The organism is Streptomyces sp. CBMA152, from assembly GCF_014596475.1.
In the GTDB taxonomy this organism is placed as follows: domain Bacteria; phylum Actinomycetota; class Actinomycetes; order Streptomycetales; family Streptomycetaceae; genus Streptomyces.
The window spans coordinates 42,221-59,821 of sequence record NZ_MECJ01000016.1 but is presented as its reverse complement, the minus strand read 5'-3'; the positions used below and the strand labels follow the sequence as shown (position 1 = coordinate 59,821).

General features: G+C 71.6%; 15 protein-coding genes and 1 pseudogene. 8 read left to right on the top strand and 8 right to left on the bottom strand.

Annotated features, from left to right (window positions below):
- Window positions 1-184 precede the first annotated feature (184 nt).
- From BG418_RS16085 to BG418_RS16075, 3 genes are all read left to right on the top strand, one after another.
- Window positions 185-880, top strand: a complete 696-nt coding sequence (locus tag BG418_RS16085; RefSeq protein ID WP_188274565.1) for an SDR family oxidoreductase — start codon at window positions 185-187, stop codon at window positions 878-880.
- Entirely contained in the window at window positions 877-1,965 is a 1,089-nt protein-coding gene (locus BG418_RS16080; protein ID WP_398998999.1) for an S-adenosylmethionine:tRNA ribosyltransferase-isomerase, read from the top strand. Before BG418_RS16085 ends, BG418_RS16080 begins: the two co-directional genes overlap by 4 nt.
- 268 nt (window positions 1,966-2,233) lie before the next feature.
- Entirely contained in the window at window positions 2,234-2,899 is a 666-nt protein-coding gene (locus BG418_RS16075) for a transglycosylase SLT domain-containing protein (protein ID WP_188274564.1), read from the top strand.
- Between the two features lie 84 nt (window positions 2,900-2,983).
- Here BG418_RS16075 and BG418_RS16070 read toward each other — a convergent pair whose 3' ends face one another.
- Window positions 2,984-5,551 carry an FHA domain-containing protein gene (locus BG418_RS16070; RefSeq protein WP_188274563.1) on the bottom strand — a complete coding sequence of 856 codons (2,568 nt, stop codon included), beginning with the start codon at window positions 5,549-5,551 and terminating at the stop codon, window positions 2,984-2,986.
- Window positions 5,552-5,808: 257 nt separating this feature from the next.
- Between BG418_RS16070 and BG418_RS16065 the strand changes: the two genes are divergently transcribed.
- Entirely contained in the window at window positions 5,809-7,503 is a 1,695-nt protein-coding gene (locus BG418_RS16065; protein ID WP_223184913.1) for a streptophobe family protein, read from the top strand.
- A gap of 178 nt (window positions 7,504-7,681) precedes the next feature.
- Window positions 7,682-8,974, top strand: coding sequence for a phosphoserine phosphatase SerB (serB, locus tag BG418_RS16060; protein WP_188274562.1), 1,293 nt, complete (start codon window positions 7,682-7,684; stop codon window positions 8,972-8,974).
- Window positions 8,975-9,048: 74 nt separating this feature from the next.
- On the opposite strand, the gene BG418_RS16055 is transcribed toward serB, so the two are convergent.
- The 4 genes from BG418_RS16055 to BG418_RS16045 all read right to left on the bottom strand — a co-directional run bounded on the left by BG418_RS16055 (window position 9,049) and on the right by BG418_RS16045 (window position 11,544).
- Window positions 9,049-9,567 (bottom strand): histidine phosphatase family protein, encoded by a 519-nt coding sequence (locus tag BG418_RS16055; RefSeq protein ID WP_188274561.1) that lies wholly within the window; start codon window positions 9,565-9,567, stop codon window positions 9,049-9,051.
- Between the two features lie 77 nt (window positions 9,568-9,644).
- Window positions 9,645-9,848, bottom strand: a complete 204-nt coding sequence (locus BG418_RS16050; RefSeq protein WP_188274560.1) for a hypothetical protein — start codon at window positions 9,846-9,848, stop codon at window positions 9,645-9,647.
- 237 nt (window positions 9,849-10,085) lie between these two features.
- Entirely contained in the window at window positions 10,086-10,202 is a 117-nt protein-coding gene (locus tag BG418_RS40540; protein WP_262928591.1) for an SGM_5486 family transporter-associated protein, read from the bottom strand.
- 4 nt (window positions 10,203-10,206) lie between these two features.
- Window positions 10,207-11,544: an MFS transporter gene (locus tag BG418_RS16045; protein ID WP_188274559.1), complete on the bottom strand. Its 1,338-nt coding sequence runs from the start codon at window positions 11,542-11,544 to the stop codon at window positions 10,207-10,209.
- Window positions 11,545-11,616: 72 nt separating this feature from the next.
- Between BG418_RS16045 and BG418_RS16040 the strand changes: the two genes are divergently transcribed.
- Complete coding sequence (locus tag BG418_RS16040; RefSeq protein ID WP_188274558.1) at window positions 11,617-12,291, top strand: FadR/GntR family transcriptional regulator; 675 nt, start codon at window positions 11,617-11,619, stop codon at window positions 12,289-12,291.
- A gap of 94 nt (window positions 12,292-12,385) precedes the next feature.
- Here BG418_RS16040 and BG418_RS16035 read toward each other — a convergent pair.
- The 3 genes and pseudogenes from BG418_RS16035 to fabG all read right to left on the bottom strand — a co-directional run.
- A pseudogene (locus BG418_RS16035) lies at window positions 12,386-12,748 on the bottom strand (hypothetical protein); the annotation flags it as partial.
- 253 nt (window positions 12,749-13,001) lie between these two features.
- The gene (gene fabI / locus BG418_RS16030; RefSeq protein ID WP_188274557.1) at window positions 13,002-13,769 is read right to left on the bottom strand and encodes an enoyl-ACP reductase FabI; all 768 of its coding nucleotides are present in this window, start codon (window positions 13,767-13,769) and stop codon (window positions 13,002-13,004) included.
- Between the two features lie 4 nt (window positions 13,770-13,773).
- Window positions 13,774-14,493, bottom strand: a complete 720-nt coding sequence (gene fabG / locus BG418_RS16025; RefSeq protein ID WP_188274556.1) for a 3-oxoacyl-[acyl-carrier-protein] reductase — start codon at window positions 14,491-14,493, stop codon at window positions 13,774-13,776.
- A 185-nt stretch (window positions 14,494-14,678) separates the two neighbouring features.
- Here fabG and BG418_RS16020 point away from each other — a divergent pair, with 185 nt between their 5' ends.
- Complete coding sequence (locus tag BG418_RS16020; protein WP_188274555.1) at window positions 14,679-16,202, top strand: TldD/PmbA family protein; 1,524 nt, start codon at window positions 14,679-14,681, stop codon at window positions 16,200-16,202.
- Window positions 16,199-17,596, top strand: coding sequence for a metallopeptidase TldD-related protein (locus BG418_RS16015; protein ID WP_188274554.1), 1,398 nt, complete (start codon window positions 16,199-16,201; stop codon window positions 17,594-17,596). Before BG418_RS16020 ends, BG418_RS16015 begins: the two co-directional genes overlap by 4 nt.
- Window positions 17,597-17,601: the final 5 nt, after the last annotated feature.

The window sequence follows — 17,601 nt, the reverse complement described above, 5'->3', positions numbered from 1 at the left end:
TGGACGGCCGTGGGGTGGGTCCCGGGGACTAGGTCGAAGTGCCTTGATCGGCTGGGGCGGTCGGCTGAGGCGGACGGGGCGTACGGGGAGTGACGCTGAGGTTGTCGGCGCAAGGAGCCCGGTCCGCCGACGGGAGAAGACGACGGGCACAGACGAACGGGCACTCGCCGAGGGGACGGACATCATGCCGGTAGCGATCATCACCGGGGCTTCGAAGGGGCTGGGCCGGGCACTGGCGCGGGCACTGGCCGCGCGGGGCTGGGATCTCGTGCTGGACGCCAGGACCGCGTCCGTACTGAAGGAGAGCGCCGACGGGCTCGACGCGCACGGCAGCAAGGTCGTCCCGCTCGCGGGGGACGTGACCGACGCCGCCCACCGCCGCGCCCTGGTGGCGGCGGCCGAGGAGCTCGGCGGGCTCGATCTGCTGGTGCACAACGCGAGCGCGCTGGGCGCCGAGCCGCTCGTACCGCTTGAGAAACAGCCGCTGGACGGGTTCCGGGCGGCGCTTGAGACCAATGTGGTGGCGGCGCTGGGTCTCGTCCAGGAGTCGCTGGAGCTGCTGCGGCGCTCGCCCGCGGGCGCGGTGATCGCGGTCAGTTCGGACGCGGCCGCCGAGGCGTATGAGACGTGGGGTGGTTACGGGGCGTCGAAGGCGGCACTCGACCAGCTGGCGGCGGTGCTCGCGGTGGAGGAGCCGGGGCTGCGGGTGTGGGCGGTGGATCCGGGCGACATGGCGACCGATCTGTACCGGGCCGCCGTGCCCGGGGACGAGGACGGGCGGCCCGAGCCCGCGTCCGTGGTGCCCGGCTTCCTGCGGCTCCTGGACGAGCGTCCGGCCAGCGGGCGGTATGCGGCCCCGGCTCTGGTGGCGGGGGAATGATGACGACCGACATCGCCGTCCAGGTGCCCGAGGAACTGCTGGCCTCGGTGCCCGCCGAGGTGCGCGGCTCCGGACGGGACGACGTACGGCTGCTGGTGTCGCGGGGCACGAAGGTCACGCACCACGCGTTCCGGGAGCTGGCCGGGCAGCTGCGGGCCGGGGACGTACTCGTGGTCAACACGTCGGCCACCATGCCGTCGGCCGTGGACGGCACGGCGGACGGTGAGCCGGTGGTGGTGCACTTCTCGACGTTGGGCCCGGACGGGCGCTGGGCGGTCGAGCTGCGTACGCCGGAGCCCTCGGGCAGCACCCGCCGACGCACCGGTACGCGCGCGTGGACGGCGGTGGCGCTGCCGGGCGGGCACCGGCTCGTCCTGGAGGAGGCGCTGAGCGCGGACGGGGACCGGCTGTGGTGGGCGCGTACGGACACCTCGGACGTGCCGGGACTGCTGCGGCAGTACGGGCGGCCCATCCGGTACTCCTACACCGCGGGCGACCAGCCGCTCTCCGCGTACCAGACGGTCTTCGCACTGCCGACTGCGGACGGGGCGGGCTCGGCGGAGATGCCGAGCGCGGCGCGGCCCTTCACGGTGGAGCTGGTCGCGGAGCTGGTGCGGCGGGGTGTGCAGTTCGCGCCGATCACGCTGCATACGGGGGTGGCCTCGGCGGAGGCGCACGAGCCGCCCTATCCGGAGCGCTTCGAGGTCTCGCAGGCCACGGCGTGGCTGGTGAACGCGGCCAGGGCGGGCGGCGGGCGGATCGTGGCCGTGGGCACCACCGCCGTACGGGCCCTCGAATCGGCGGCCGGGCCGGACGGGGTGGTGCGGGCCGCGTCGGGGTGGACGGATCTGGTGGTCACGCCCGGGCGCGGGGTACGCGTGGTGGACGGGCTGCTGACCGGGCTGCACGAGCCGGAGGCCTCGCATCTGCTGATGCTGGAGGCGATCGCGGGAAGGGCGGCGATCGGCGCCGCGTACGCCGAGGCGCTGGCCGGGCTCTACCTCTGGCACGAGTTCGGCGACGTCCACCTCATACTTCCGGACGACAACCGTCACTCACCGAATTGCTCTTGCAACGGATGGTGAAACTGATACATGACCGATGTGAGCCCGGGCATAGGACGCACATCACTTACGAAGCAGCGTAGTGGACGAATAAAGACGCTGTGAGCGGGGCGAGCGGGGGCGGGAGGCAGGTTTTCCCCGCCCCCGATCCACTATCCGGCTTCGTACGTCACACCTTTGCCACGGGATTTTGCGGCCGCTAAGAATGGCTCCCGTCGCACAGCGCTGCGGCTCCACGCCGCGGCGCTTTCGTGTGCCGTCCCCGTCATTCGGAAGAGGTCCAACAGCCATGCCCGAGTCCAGCAACCCTGGTCACAGTCGTCTGAACAAGACGCACAAGATCTCGCTTGCCGGCGTCGCCGCCCTCGGTGCCGCCGCCCTCGCCTTCTCGGTCCTGCCGGGCAGCGGCGAGTCGGGTACCGCAGTGGCCGCCGAGCCGGCCTCCTTCTCCGTGACCGCCGCCGGTGCCAACGCGAAGAACGTCGCCGAGAGCATCACCAAGCAGCAGGTCACCGCCGTCAAGCTGGCCAAGGCGCAGGCCGCGGCCGACGCGAAGGCCAAGGCCGAGGCCGAGGCGAAGAAGCGCGAGGCGGACGCCGCCGCGAGCCGCGCCGCCGCCCGCAAGCCGGTCTACGCGAACAACCTGGACGGCTGGATCCACCAGTCCCTGGACATCATGAAGGAAAAGGGCATCCCGGGTTCGTACAACGGTCTGTACCGCAACATCATGCGGGAGTCGACCGGCAACCCGAACGCCATCAACGGCTGGGACATCAACGCCGTCAACGGCACCCCGTCGATCGGCCTGCTCCAGGTCATCCAGCCGACGTTCAACGCCTTCCACGTGCCCGGCACGTCGAGCAACATCTACGACCCGGTCGCCAACATCACCGCCGCGGCCAACTACGCGGCGAAGACGTACGGCTCGATCGACAACGTCAACGGCGCCTACTGATCGCGCGCTGAGCGACGCCGACGGCATACGACGAGAGGGCGGCACCCCGGGTGGGGTGCCGCCCTCTCGTCGTATGCGCGGTCATTACTTCCGCATGACCTCCGGCTCATGGCGGCGCAGCAGGCGCGCGACCACGAAGCCGCAGAGGACGCCGAGGACGATCAGCACGGTGATGTTGATCCCCCACTGGCTCGCCGAGTGCTTCCACAGCGGGTCCAGGTCGTTGGGGTGGTTCTGGTCCCACGGCGGCATCAGATGCGAGAGGTCCAGGGTCGTACCCGCGCCCGCGATGGCCCAGCGGGACGGCATCAGCCAGGCGACCTGCTCCAGGCCGATCGAGCCGAAGACCTTGAAGAGGATGCCGGTGAACACGACCTGCACGATCGCGAACATGACGAGCAGCGGCATGGTCTTCTCGGCGGTCTTCACCAGCGAGGAGATGACCAGGCCGAACATCATCGAGGTGAAGCCGAGCGCGATGACCACCAGGCAGATCTCGACGGCCGGCGGCATGATCAGGCCCTCCTTGGGGAGGTCCCGGGTGGAGAAGCCGATGCCGCAGATGATGACGCCCTGGATGGCGGTGATCACGCCGAGCACGATGACCTTGGACATCAGGTACGCCGAGCGGGAGAGGCCGGTGGCCCGCTCCCGTTCGTAGATGACCCGTTCCTTGATCAGTTCTCGTACGGAGTTGGCGGCGCCGGAGAAGCACATGCCGACCGCGAGGATCAGCATGATCGTGCCGGCGTCGCTGTTGAACCTGAAGGGCGGGGTCGGCGCGCCGAGGCCGAACTTCGCCGGGATGACCACGCTGACCGAGCCGAGGACGGCCGGCAGGATCACCATCAGGCCCAGGAAGCCCTTGTCGGAGGCGATGACCGACGTGTAGCGCCGCATCAGGGTCCACAGCTGGGAGCCCCAGCCCTGCGGCTTGGGCGGGCGGATCTGGTTCGGCGCCGGCATCTGCACCGACTGGGCGGCGACGGCGTCGATGTCCGCGGCGTACATCTGGTAGTGCTGCGAGCCCTTCCAGCGGCCCGCCCAGTCGTAGTCGCGGTAGTTCTCGAAGGCCGAGAAGACATCCGCCCAGGATCCGTAGCCGAAGAAGTTGAGCGCCTCCTCGGGCGGACCGAAGTACGCCACCGAGCCGCCCGGCGCCATCACCAGGAGCTTGTCGCAGATCGCGAGCTCGGCCACCGAGTGGGTGACGACGAGGACCGTGCGGCCGTCGTCGGCGAGCCCGCGCAGCAGCTGCATGACATCGCGGTCCATGCCCGGGTCGAGGCCGGAGGTCGGCTCGTCCAGGAAGATCAGCGACGGCTTGGTCAGCAGCTCCAGGGCGACCGAGACGCGCTTGCGCTGGCCACCGGAGAGGGAGGTGACCTTCTTCTCCTTGTGGATGTCCAGCTTGAGCTCGCCGAGGACCTCGTCGATGCGCTGGTTGCGCTCGGCCTCGCTGGTGTCGGCGGGGAAGCGCAGCTTGGCCGCGTACTTCAGCGCCTTCTTGACGGTCAGCTCCTTGTGCAGGATGTCGTCCTGCGGGACCAGACCGATGCGCTGGCGCAGCTCGGCGAACTGCTTGTACAGGTTCCGGTTGTCGTAGAGGACGTCGCCCTGGTTGGCGGGCCGGTAGCCGGTGAGCGCCTTGAGCAGGGTGGACTTGCCGGAGCCCGAGGGGCCGATGACCGCGATGAGCGACTTCTCGGGGACGCCGAAGGAGACGTCCTTGAGGATGTCCTTGCCGCCGTCGACCGTCACCGTGAGGTGGCGGGCGGAGAAGGAGACGTCACCGGTGTCGACGAACTCCTCAAGGCGGTCGCCGACGATACGGAACGTCGAGTGGCCGACGCCGACGATGTCGTTGGGGCCGAGCACCGCGGTGCCGCCCTTGGCGACCGGCATACCGTTGACGTACGTGCCGTTGTGGGACCCGAGGTCGCGGATCTCCATCCGGCCGTCGGGGGTCGCGTGGAACTCGGCGTGGTGGCGCGAGACCTGGAGGTCGGAGACGACCAGCTCGTTCTCCAGCGCACGGCCGATCCGCATCACCCGGCCGAGCGCCATCTGGTGGAACGTGGTGGGGCTGCGGTCGCCGTAGACCGGCGGCGCGCCCGCGTCCTGGCCGGGGCCCTGCTGCTGCGGGACGTGCGGCTGCTGGGGCGGGGCCTGCTGCTGCCACGCCTGCTGGGGTGCCTGCTGCTGGGCCGCCTGCTGGGGCTGCTGAGGCGCCCAGCCCTGGCCGCCGTGCTGGGGCTGCTGCTGCGGCGGAGCCTGCTGCGGCGCCTGCTGGGCCGCGGCGGCGGGCTGCGCGTACGCACCGGCACCGGCGGGCGCGGCGGCCGCCGCGGCACCAGTGAGATTCAGCCGCGGGCCGTCCGTCGCGTTGCCCAGATGCACCGAGGAGCCGGGCCCGATCTCCATCTGATGGATCCGCTGGCCCTGCACATAGGTGCCGTTGGTGCTGCCGTGGTCCTCGATGACCCAACTCCGGCCGCCCCAGCTGATCGTGGCGTGCCGCCACGAGACCCTGGCGTCGTCGACGACCAGGTCGCCCTGCGGATCACGTCCGAGGGTGTACGACCGGGACGCGTCGAGCGTCCAGGTCCTGCCATTCAATTCCAGTACGAGTTCCGGCACTCCATGCCCCACTTGTTGTCCCCCGAGCAATCCCCCGATACGAGGAGTCTAGGGATGGCGAACATCGGGGGGAACTATTTCAGGCCCGGGCTCGTATCCGAAACCCGGCCCTTGTGAATTACGTGCACAGACGTGTAGCAGTCCCGCAACAGCCGTGCCCGAACGCGCCGTTGACTTGGGAGAAACGCCCCCGGACAGTGGTAACCACCCATGACTGCGTACGGATCATGCGCGAATGGGGCAAGTCGGAGCAAATCCCGGGGGGCCTGATGAGCATGGGCGACAGGGGCGCACAGAGGAATTCCGGAGCGCTCGCGACCCCCGGGGCGAAGGAGGCCCGTGGGACCTCCGGGCGCCTGCCCTGGGGCGATGTGCTGCTCGCGTCGGTCGCCTCGGTCAGCTGGGCGCTGGTCGGCATGGCGGGCGTGGCGGCCCTCGGCCTGCATCTGCTCGGCGCGGACGCGGCGGGCGCGTTGGGTCCGATGACCGCTGCCGTGGTGGTGCTCGGCGCGGGCGGTTCCGTCACCCCGTCCGGGGACGTCTCGGCGTTCGGGCTGACCGGTGCCGAGGCGAGGACGGCCGTCGACATCACGCCACTGGGGGTCTCGCTCGCGGGCGCGCTGCTGCTCGCCTTCTTCTTCCTGCGCTCGCTGCGGGCGGCGGGCGCACCGCTGCCCGGGGCCGAACTGGCCGCGCGGGTCGGCGGGGTGGCGGTGCTGTTCGTCGGTGTGGTCGCCGGGCTCGCCTGGGCCGGGCACGACCTCATCACCTTCGACGGCGGAGCGCTCGGGCTCGACAAGGCGAAGGTGCCGGGGACCGGCGGGGTGTCCATCCCCGGGCTCGGCGACCTGGGGGACATCGGCGGGCTGCTGCCGGGTCAGCTCGGCAAGCTCGCCGACGCCAAGGCGCGGGTCGGGTTCACCGTGGACACGGCGCACTCGCTGGCCGGAGCGGTGTTGTGGGTGCTCGGCGTGGTGCTGATCACACTGCTCGCGTCCCGGCGCACCCCGCTGCCGCGCGGCTGGGAGTGGGCGCACCGGACCGTACGGCCTGCGGCCTCCGCGCTGGTCGCGGTGCTTCTGGTGGCGGTGCTCGCGGGCCTCGCGGCGGCCGCGTACGCCCTCATCGGCGACGGCCACCCCAAGCGGATCGCGGGCGCCGCGCTGCTCGGCGCGCCGAACGGGGTGTGGCTGGCGATCCCCCTCGGCCTGCTCGTGCCGTGGAGCGGGCACGCGAGCGGCGCCCTGCTGAAGGTGCTGCCCGACCCGTTGAACAAGCTGCTGGGCGTCAAGACCGACCAGCGGGTGAGCCTGGGCCGCCTGGCCGAACTGGACGGCCGCGTCTATCTGTTGGCCGTCGCGCTGGGCGTGATGATGCTGTACGCGGGGGTGCTCGCGGCATCACGTACGCCGGTGCGCGGGCTTTCGCTGGGGGCGTTCGCGGGGCGGTGCGCGCTGGCGCTCGCGGCGGTGACCGCGCTCGCCCTGCCGCTGCTCGTGTGGCTGACGGGTGTCTCCGCCGACGCCTCGCTCTCCGTGCTCGGCTTCGACGCGTTCGGCGCGGACATCGCGCTGCACGGGAGCGCGGGTCTCGCCCTGGTGCTGGGCGCGGCGTGGGGCGCGGCCGCGGGCGGGGCCGGGGCGCTGCTCGCGTACGCGGTGGGGGCGGCGGGGCGACGGGTGGCCGGGCCCGCCGCCGAGCCGGTCCCGGCCGCTGCGGGACCGAGTGCGGACGAGGTGTACCGGCGGCCCGGGCCCTACACCCCGTCGCCGGTGTACCGGCCCTCGCACGACGAGACCAATCCGTATCTGCGCGCGCCCGAGCAGGGGGTGCACGGGGCGCCGACGGTGGTGGGACCGCTGACTCCCCCGCCGCAGCGCTCCCGGCCCCGGCAGCGCCCGCCGAAGCCGCAGGAGAAACCGCCGCCGCCTCCACCACCGCCGGGGGCGGGGAGGCAGGGGTGATCATGCGGCCGCCGGGCCCGCCGACAGGCTCGGCGCCGCGCCCGGCGACCGGGAGATCACCTCAAAGTGACCACCAGGTAGCGGTCCGCTGTCGATTTGCCGCCGGGCGGTGACACGCTGTCCGGTGGGCGGGACAGGCCGTCGGGGGCGCGCGCCGGGCCTATACGGTGGGATCACCATGAGCGCATCACAGCCCCCTCGCCCCGCTGGTCAGAACCCTGACGCGCCCCTCGGTGCGGCACCCGGCGCGGACACCCCCGCCCCCTCGGCCGGCGCCGACGTCCCCACCCTCCTCGTCAAGATCTTCGGCAAGGACCGGCCCGGGATCACCGCAGGACTCTTCGACACGCTCGCCGCCTACTCCGTCGACGTCGTCGACATCGAGCAGGTCGTCACCCGTGGCCGTATCACCCTGTGCGCGCTCGTCACCGAGCCGACCGTGAGCACGGCGGGCGAGCTGCGGGCCACCGTGCACAGCTGGGCGGACTCGCTGAAGCTCCAGGCCGAGATCATCTCCGGCATCGGCGACAACCGGCCGCGCGGCAGCGGGCGTTCGCACGTCACCGTGCTCGGCCACCCGCTCACCGCCGAGTCCACAGCCGCCATAGCGGCCCGGATCACCGCCACCGGCGGCAACATCGACCGTATCTTCCGGCTCGCCAAGTACCCCGTCACGGCGGTCGAGTTCGCCGTCTCCGGCGCCGAGACCGGACCCCTGCGCACCGCGCTCGCCATCGAGGCCGCGGCCCTCGGCGTCGATGTGGCCGTCGTCTCGGCCGGGCTGCACCGCCGCGCCCAGCGGCTCGTCGTGATGGACGTGGACTCCACGCTCATCCAGGACGAGGTCATCGAGCTGTTCGCCGCGCACGCCGGCTGCGAGGACAAGGTCGCCGAGGTCACCGCCCAGGCGATGCGCGGCGAGCTCGACTTCGAGCAGTCGCTGCACGCGCGCGTGGCGCTGCTCGCCGGGCTCGACGCCTCCGTCGTGGACAAGGTCCGCGCCGAGGTGCGGCTCACTCCGGGCGCGCGCACCCTGATCCGTACGCTCAAGCGGCTCGGCTACCAAGTGGGCGTCGTCTCGGGCGGGTTCACCCAGGTCACCGATGATCTGCGGGAACGCCTCGGCCTCGACTTCGCCTCCGCCAACACCCTGGAGATCGTCGACGGCAAGCTCACCGGACGTGTCACCGGAGCGGTCGTCGACCGGGCCGGGAAGGCCCGGCTGCTGCGCGAGTTCGCGGCCGAGGCGGGCGTACCGCTCGACCAGACGGTGGCGATCGGCGACGGCGCCAACGATCTCGACATGCTCAACGCGGCCGGTCTCGGCGTCGCGTTCAACGCCAAGCCGGTGGTCCGCCGGGCCGCCCACACGGCCGTGAACGTACCGTTCCTGGACGCCGTCCTCTATCTCCTCGGGATCACCCGCGAGGAGGTCGAGACCGCCGACGGGTTCGTTGACGAGCCCCACTGACGCGCGGACGACAGAAGGCCCCGGCAGCGTCCGCGCCGGGGCCTTCTGTCGTACCGCGTGACACGGGTGCTGCCTCAGTCGTGCGGCGCCCAGAAGTCCGTCAGGGTGCCGACGCCGTGCTCGACCGACTTCCAGGAGCCGGTGAAGGCGACGACCGCGAAGGCGGCGGTGGGGAAGCCGCTCCGGTTCATCCGCACCATCACATCGCCCTCGGCGCGGTCGGCCAGCGCGTCCGCGAGCGCGTGCATCCCGGGGTTGTGGCCGACCAGAAGCAGGTCGTTCACGTCGTCCGGGGTCTCGTTGAGGAGGGCGAGCAGCTCGCCGAGCGAGGCCTCGTACAGCCGCTCCTCGTACACGGTCCTGGGGCGGTGCGGCAGTTCGTGCACGGCCAGCTTCCAGGTCTCGCGAGTCCGGACCGCGGTCGAACAGAGAGTCAGATCGAATTCGATCTTGGTGTCCGCGAGCCGGCGCCCGGCCACGGTGGCGTCCGTACGGCCGCGGTCGGCGAGCGGCCGGTCGTGGTCGGACACCTGGGGCCAGTCGGCCTTGGCGTGCCGGAGGAGGACGATCCTGCGGGGTGTGTCGACGCTCATGTCCCCCAGCTTCGCATGAATCACGCCATCGGGCGCAGGCTGTCGGGGAGCTCTCCCGCCCGGGTTGACAAGGGCGTTCAGCGGGACAGGGCGTGCTGGACGCGGTCCACGAGGTGGCTGAGAGCGGGGGCACCGGAGGCGGCGTCGGCCTCGTGCGAGCCCGTGATGAGCACGAGCAGGAGGACGAACGCGACCGTCGGCAGGGCCACCGCCCACCACGGGAGCCTGAAGTCGGCGTCGGCGGTGGCCGGGTGGGTGGACCGGTTGTTCGTGGCCGGCATGGCCGCCTCCGTAAATCCGAAAAGGTGACGTACGTCGGGTCGCTGACGTACGTCGAACCTACGGATCACGGCGTCCTCCGCCCATCCGGTGACCCACCCACTTACCCCGGGGCTTTCCCCCCTAGGGGTCAGGGGGGCCAGCACCACCACCGGCTACGTCGTCCCAGCTCAGGAGGGGTGACGAAGGCCGTGCGGGGCTGCTCGGGAGGGGTGGGGCAACCAGGGGGCGGGCGGGGGTCAGGGTGAGGCGAGGGTGGCGATGACGGCGATGACCGCCGTGATCGCCAGCATCGCGCCGAGCACGATGAGCAGCTTCTTCTGACCGTTCTGGGGATTCGGTTCGAGCACAGGCATGCGCTCAGTCTCGCATTCCCGCTTCGTCCTCCACCGTCCGGTCCCGGCCCGCCAGCGAACCGACCACGATCTGCGGCACCATCAGGCCCGCCATCAGCGCGATCGGCAGGCCCCAGCCGCCGGTGCGGTCGTAGAGGGCGCCGACGAGGGTGGGGCCGGGGATCGAGATCAGATAGCCGGTGGACTGCGCGAAGGCGGAGAGGCGGACCACGCCCGTACCGGTCCGCGAGCGCATGCCGATCATCGTGAGGGCCAGCGGGAAGGCGCAGTTGGAGATGCCGAGCAGCAGCGCCCAGGCCCAGGCGCCTGCGGCCGGGGCGAAGTAGAGGCCCGCGTAACCGGCGAGTCCGCAGGCGCCGAGGACGGCGACGATCGGGCCCTGGTTCCGCATCCGGGTGGCGACGCGCGGGATGACGAACGCCAGCGGGACGCCCATCACCATCGTCACCGCCAGCAGGACGCCCGCGGTCCCGGCGGACACCCCGGCGTCCCGGAAGATCTGCGGCATCCAGCCCATCGTGATGTACGCGGCGGTGGCCTGGAGGCCGAAGAAGCAGGCGAGCGCCCAGGCGGTACGGCTGCGGGTGATCCGGAAGGCGGGGCCCTCCTCGGCCTGCGTCCGCGCGGCCGTCTGCCGGTCCTGGCGCCCCGACGGGTCGCGCACGAGCAGCAGCCACGGCAGTACGGCGACGACGGCGAGCAGCGCCCACATGCTCAGGCCGGTGCGCCAACTGCCGCCCAGGACGTCGGTCATGGGCACGGTCGCGGCGGCGGCGAGCGCGGTGCCGAGGGCGAGGGCCATCGAGTACAGGCCGGTCATCTGGCCGACCCGGTCCGGGAAGTACCGCTTGACGATCACCGGCATCAGCACGTTGCTGACCGCGATGCCCATCAGGGCGAGCGCGCTGGCGGCGAGGAAGCCGGGAGTGCCGCCCGCGAACGGGCGGAGCAGCAGACCGGCGGCTATCGCGACCATGCCCGCGCAGACGACCACGGCCGGGCCGAAGCGGCGGGCCAGGCGCGGCGCCATGATGCCGAAGACGGCGAAGCAGAGCGGGGGCACGGAGGTGAGGACACCGGCGACGCTGCCGTTCATGTGCAGCCCGTCGCGCACCTCCTCGAAGAGCGCGCCGAGGCTGGTGATGGCCGGGCGGAGGTTGATCGCGGCGAGGACGAGGCCGACGAGCACGAGCCGCGTGGTCCACGCCGCCCGGGCGTCCGTACGCGGGCCATCCGTACGCGGGCCCGTGCCGTCCGGGTTCACGCCCGTGGGGGCTTCAATGGAGTCGTCGGTCATGGTGCCCGGCGCGGGGCTCAGGGTGCGGGTCTCGTCGTCGGCCATGACGCCATCATAGAATCATGGGATGATTGGTTGTCCAATCGCTTTGGACGGCCACCGAACACAAGGAGCGGCATGACGCTGAGCTCTCCGCGGCGCTCTCCCCTCGCCGACCAGGTGATCGCGCAGCTGCGCAACCAGATCACCTCGGGCGAGTGGCCGGTGGGATCGCGCATCCCCACCGAGCCCGAGCTGGTCGAACAGCTGGGGGTCGCGCGCAACACGGTCCGCGAGGCGGTCCGCGCGCTCGCGCACAACGGGCTGCTCGACATCCGGCAGGGCTCCGGCACGTACGTCGTCGCGACCAGCGAGCTGGCGGGTGTGATGCACCGGCGGTTCGCGACCGCCGACCCCCGCCATGTGGCCGAGCTGCGCTCCACGCTGGAGTCCTCGGCGGCCCGGCTGGCCGCCGAGCGGCGCACCCCGCGCGATCTGGCCCAGCTGGACGCGGCGCTCGCGCGGCGCGAGGAGGCCTGGTCGTCGGGCGACGCGGAGGCGTTCGTCGCCGCCGACGCCACCCTGCACCTGGCGATCGTGGCGGCCTCGCACAACGACGTACTGACCGAGCTGTACGCGGACCTCGGCGACCTCCTGCGCGACTGGCTGCGCGACGACGTCGGCCGGGAGCTGCGGCCGGAGAACCACATGGACCACGCGCGCCTGGTCGAGGCGATCCGCGCGGGCGACGCGGACACGGCGGCGACGGAGGCGGCGGGCCACGCGTTCTTCTGCCTGAACCAGCGCCTCTAGGGCGCGCGTTTCCTCAGTCCTCCGCGAGCTCCGGCTCCTCCATCACGACGGGGGCCCGCCGGGGCCGGGGCGTCAGGGTCCCGGTCGACCGGGGACTCGGCTTCTCGTGGGTGACCCACACCGCCCGCACCTCTTTCCAGCAGCGGTCCGTGAGCCGCACGGTCTGCGCCGGGGCGACCGCGACCGGCGCCGCGTCCGCGGCGATGTCCCACCAGCGCACGCACTGGGTGTGCAGCCGCACCCGGTCGGTGTCCGGATACGGGTTGTGGCAGTACGCGATGACGTGCGAGCCCAGGACCGAGGTGCGGCAGTCGGCCCCGAAGGGCTCGGGCGGCGCTGCCTGCGCGGGCTCGTCGGGAGCGGTGGCGGCCCGTACGACCGTTGGGAGTGCGAACGAGGCCGGGATCGCGGCGAGCAGCGCCACCAGGGCGACGGCTCGGCGCTGCGCTGTCCGCAAGGGCCGCACTGCCCCACCTCCTCCCCGACCGAATGCCGGACATGTCCGCTTCGCTCAGTCTGCGGGGAAGGAGCCGGACACGCACGACGGCCGCCCTCCATCCGCACGAGGCGGAGGAGGACGGCCGTACGTACGAGCCGATCAGGCAGCGCCCTATAAGGGGCGCGGGGCTGTGACATTTGCGGCTCCGCCGCGTGGGCGCGACCAGCCACGAACGGTCCGCAGCCGAATCACCGCACTCCAAGCGAAGCGCTTACGCGCCGATCATGTGCACGCCGCCGTCGACGTGGACGATCTCGCCCGTCGTCTTCGGGAACCAGTCCGAGAGCAGGGCCACGATGGCGCGGCCGGTCGGCTCGGGGTCGGCCATGTTCCAGTCCAGCGGGGAGCGGGTGTCCCACACCGCCGCCAGGTCCGAGAAGCCCGGGATGGACTTCGCGGCCATGGAGCCGATCGGGCCCGCCGAGACCAGATTGCAGCGGATGCCCTCCTTGCCCAGGTCACGGGCGAGGTAGCGGGAGGTGGCCTCCAGGGCGGCCTTCGCCGGGCCCATCCAGTCGTACTGCGGCCAGGCGAACTGCGCGTCGAAGGTCAGACCGACGACCGCGCCGCCGGAGCTCATCAGCGGGCGGCAGGCCATGACCAGCGACTTCAGCGAGAACGCCGAGACGTGCATGGCCGTCGCGACCGACTCGAAGGGGGTGTTGAGGAAGTTGCCGCCGAGGGCGTCCTGCGGGGCGAAGCCGATGGAGTGGACGACGCCGTCGAGGCTGCCGAGCTCCTCCTTGACCAGGCCCGCGAGCCGGTCCAGGTGCTCCTGGTTGGTCACGTCGAGCTCGATGACCTTGGCGGGCTTGGGGAGCTTCTTGGCGATGCGCTCGGTCAGGGTCGGGCGCGGGAACGCGGTCAGGATGACCTCGGCGCCCTGCTCCTGAGCCAGCTTGGCGGCGTGGAAGGCGATGGACGACTCCATCAGCACACCCGTGATCAGGATGCGCTTGCCGTCGAGAATTCCGCTCATGTGATCAGTGACCCATGCCCAATCCGCCGTCAACCGGGATGACGGCACCAGTGATGTACGAGGCGTCGTCCGAGGCGAGGAAGCGGACCGCGGCGGCGATCTCCTCGGGCTGCGCGTAGCGGCCCAGCGGCACCCCGGAGATGATCGAGGTGCGCTGCTCGTCGGTGAGCACCTTGGTCATGTCGGTGTCGACGAAACCGGGTGCGACGACGTTGAAAGTGATGTTGCGGGAGCCCAGCTCGCGCGCGAGGGAGCGGGCGAACCCGACGAGACCGGCCTTGGAGGCCGCGTAGTTGGCCTGGCCGGGCGAGCCCATCAGACCGACGACGGACGAGATCAGGACGACACGGCCCTTCTTGGCGCGCAGCATGCCGCGGTTGGCACGCTTGACGACCCGGAAGGTGCCGGTGAGGTTGGTGTCGAGGACGGACGTGAAGTCCTCCTCGGACATGCGCATGAGGAGCTGGTCCTTGGTGACACCGGCGTTGGCGACGAGCACCTCGACGGGCCCGTGGGCCTCCTCGATCTGCTTGTAGGCCTGCTCCACCTGCTCGGTGTCGGTGATGTCGCACTTGACTGCCAGGCAGCCGAGCTCGGCGAGGGCCGCCGGCGGCTCGCCGGTGCGGTACGTGATCGCGACCTTGTCGCCGGATTCGGCGAAAGCGCGGGCGATGGCGAGGCCGATGCCCCGGTTTCCTCCGGTGACGAGAACCGAGCGGCTCAACGGATCACCCTTTCGATAGCGGTTTCGTACTTCCGCAAACTATCGGTACCTGCACGTGTACGGGGAATCGACCTGTGACAGTGGCGTGGAAGATGCGCTGTGGGGTCCCTACAGAAAGACGTAGGCAGACGGCCCGCGAACGCGACATGATCGGGGCGACCGGTCTCACACGACAGGAGACATCCGTGCCTCATTCCCTCGACGCGGCCTTCACGGCGCTGCCGCTGCGCGCCCTCGCCGACGCCGCGCTCGCGCGGGCCCGTGCGCTCGGCGCCGACCACGCCGACTTCCGTCTGGAGCGGGTGCGCAGCGCGGCCTGGCGGCTGCGCGACGCGAAACCGTCCGGGTCGTCCGACACGACGGACCTCGGTTACGCGGTCCGGGTGGTGCACGGCGGCGCCTGGGGGTTCGCCTCCGGCGTCGATCTCACCATGGACGCCGCCGCCAAGGTCGCCTCCCAAGCCGTCGCGATGGCGAAGCTGTCGGCGCAGGTGATCGCGGCCGCCGGTTCGAAGGAGCGCGTCGAGCTGGCGGACGAGCCCGTGCACTCCGAGAAGACCTGGATCTCCGCGTACGAGATCGACCCCTTCTCCGTACCGGACGAGGAGAAGAGCGCGCTGCTCGCCGACTGGAGCGAGCGGCTGCTGCGGGCGGACGGGGTGGCGCATGTGGACGCCTCGCTGCTCACCGTCCACGAGAACAAGTTCTACGCGGACACGGCGGGCACCGTCACCACCCAGCAGCGCGTCCGCCTGCACCCGCAGCTCACGGCGGTCGCCGTGGACGGCAAGACCGGCGAGTTCGACTCGATGCGGACGATCGCGCCGCCGGTCGGGCGCGGCTGGGAGTACCTGACCGGCACCGGCTGGGACTGGGACGCCGAGCTGGAGCAGATCCCGGCGCTGCTGGCCGAGAAGATGCGGGCGCCGAGTGTCGAGGCGGGCACGTACGACCTGGTCGTGGACCCGTCGAACCTGTGGCTGACCATCCACGAGTCGATCGGCCACGCCACCGAGCTGGACCGGGCGCTGGGTTACGAGGCGGCGTACGCGGGCACCTCGTTCGCCACCTTCGACCAGCTGGGCAAGCTGGCGTACGGCTCCTCGATCATGAACGTGACGGGCGACCGCACCGCCGAGCACGGCCTCGCGACCATCGGATACGACGACGAGGGCGTTGCGGCGCAGAGCTGGGACCTGGTGAAGGACGGCACGCTCGTCGGGTACCAACTCGACCGCCGCATCGCGAAGTTGACGGGCCTGGGCCGCTCCAACGGCTGCGCCTTCGCGGACTCCCCCGGGCACGTCCCCGTCCAGCGCATGGCGAACGTCTCGCTCCAGCCGGACCCGGGCGGGCTCTCGACCGAGGACCTGATCGGGGGCGTGGAGCGCGGGATCTATGTGGTCGGCGACCGCTCGTGGTCGATCGACATGCAGCGCTACAACTTCCAGTTCACCGGCCAGCGGTTCTTCCGTATCGAGAACGGCCGACTGGCGGGCCAGTTGCGCGATGTCGCCTATCAGGCGACCACCACCGACTTCTGGGGCTCGATGGAGAAGGTCGGCGGCCCTCAGACGTACGTCCTGGGCGGCGCCTTCAACTGCGGCAAGGCCCAGCCGGGCCAGGTGGCGGCGGTCTCCCACGGCTGCCCGTCGGCCCTGTTCCGGGGCGTCAACATTCTCAACACCACGCAGGAGGCCGGGCGATGAGCTCTCGTACGACCGTCAAGCCGCACGAGATCGTCGAGCGGGCGCTCTCGCTGTCCACCGCCGACGGGTGCGTCGTCATCGCCGATGAGCACTCCTCCGCCAATCTGCGCTGGGCCGGGAACGCGCTGACCACCAACGGCGTGACGCGCGGGCGCACCCTCACCGTGATCGCGACCGTCGACGGGGCCGAGGGCACGGCGTCCGGTGTGGTGTCGCGGTCCGCCGTCACCGCCGACGACCTGGAGCCGCTGGTACGGGCCGCGGAGGCGGCCGCGCGCGGGGCCGGTCCCGCCGAGGACGCCCAGCCGCTGATCGACGGGGTGCCGGTGGCGGCCGACTTCACCGAGGCGCCCGCCGAGACGTCCTCGGCGGTCTTCGCCGCGTTCGCCCCGGCGCTCGGCGAGGCCTTCGCCCGCGCCCGCGCGGGCGGGCGGGAGCTGTACGGGTTCGCGCACCACGAGATGACCACGTCGTACCTGGGTACGTCGACGGGCCTGCGGCTGCGCCACGACCAGCCGACGGGCACGCTCGAAGTCAACGCCAAGTCGCCGGACCGCACCCGCTCCGCGTGGGCCGGGCGCGCGACGCGGGACTTCAAGGACGTCGACCCGGGCGCGCTCGACGAGGAGCTGGCCGTCCGGCTCGGCTGGGCCGAGCGCCGAATCGATCTGCCCGCCGGGCGGTACGAGACGCTGCTGCCGCCCACCGCCGTCGCCGACCTGCTGATCTACCAGCTGTGGTCGTCCAACGCGCGCGACGCCGCCGAGGGCCGCACCGTCTTCTCCAAGCCCGGCGGCGGCACCCGGCTCGGCGAGAAGCTGGCCCGGCTGCCGCTGACGCTGCGCAGCGACCCGAACGAGCCGGGCCTGGAGTCCGCGCCGTTCCAGCTGGCCCACGCCTCGGGCGACGACGCCTCCGTCTTCGACAACGGTCTGCCGCTGACCCCCACCGACTGGATGCGGGACGGCAGGCTGGAGCGGCTGATCACCACCCGGCACAGCGCGGGGCTTACTCGGTTGCCCGTCACGCCCTCGATCGGCAACCTGGTCCTGGACGGCGGTGGCGAGCGCTCGCTGGAGGAGATGGTCGCCGCCACCGAACGCGGCCTGCTGCTGACCTGCCTCTGGTACATCCGCGAGGTCGACCCGGCGACGCTGCTGCTCACCGGGCTCACCCGGGACGGCGTCTATCTCGTGGAGAACGGCGAGGTGGTCGGCGCGGTCAACAACTTCCGGTTCAACGAGTCGCCGGTGGACCTGCTGTCGCGGGCCACCGAGGCGGGGCGGACCGAGAAGACCCTGCCGAGGGAGTGGAGCGACTGGTTCACCCGGACCGCGATGCCCGCCCTGCGGGTGCCGGACTTCAACATGAGCTCGGTCAGCCAGGGCGTGTGACCCCC

What these genes read in the sequence shown, in the direction of transcription:
- BG418_RS16080 (WP_398998999.1), top strand. Translation starts at nt 877, where the DNA reads ATGATGACGACCGACATCGCCGTCCAGGTGCCCGAGGAACTGCTGGCC.
- BG418_RS16015 (WP_188274554.1), top strand. Translation starts at nt 16,199, where the DNA reads ATGAGCTCTCGTACGACCGTCAAGCCGCACGAGATCGTCGAGCGGGCG.
- BG418_RS16040 (WP_188274558.1), top strand. Translation starts at nt 11,617, where the DNA reads ATGACGCTGAGCTCTCCGCGGCGCTCTCCCCTCGCCGACCAGGTGATC.
- BG418_RS16050 (WP_188274560.1), bottom strand. Translation starts at nt 9,848, where the DNA reads ATGCCGGCCACGAACAACCGGTCCACCCACCCGGCCACCGCCGACGCC.
- BG418_RS16065 (WP_223184913.1), top strand. Translation starts at nt 5,809, where the DNA reads ATGAGCATGGGCGACAGGGGCGCACAGAGGAATTCCGGAGCGCTCGCG.
- serB (WP_188274562.1), top strand. Translation starts at nt 7,682, where the DNA reads ATGAGCGCATCACAGCCCCCTCGCCCCGCTGGTCAGAACCCTGACGCG.
- BG418_RS16075 (WP_188274564.1), top strand. Translation starts at nt 2,234, where the DNA reads ATGCCCGAGTCCAGCAACCCTGGTCACAGTCGTCTGAACAAGACGCAC.
- fabI (WP_188274557.1), bottom strand. Translation starts at nt 13,769, where the DNA reads ATGAGCGGAATTCTCGACGGCAAGCGCATCCTGATCACGGGTGTGCTG.
- BG418_RS16055 (WP_188274561.1), bottom strand. Translation starts at nt 9,567, where the DNA reads ATGAGCGTCGACACACCCCGCAGGATCGTCCTCCTCCGGCACGCCAAG.
- BG418_RS16045 (WP_188274559.1), bottom strand. Translation starts at nt 11,544, where the DNA reads ATGGCCGACGACGAGACCCGCACCCTGAGCCCCGCGCCGGGCACCATG.
- BG418_RS40540 (WP_262928591.1), bottom strand. Translation starts at nt 10,202, where the DNA reads ATGCCTGTGCTCGAACCGAATCCCCAGAACGGTCAGAAGAAGCTGCTC.
- BG418_RS16085 (WP_188274565.1), top strand. Translation starts at nt 185, where the DNA reads ATGCCGGTAGCGATCATCACCGGGGCTTCGAAGGGGCTGGGCCGGGCA.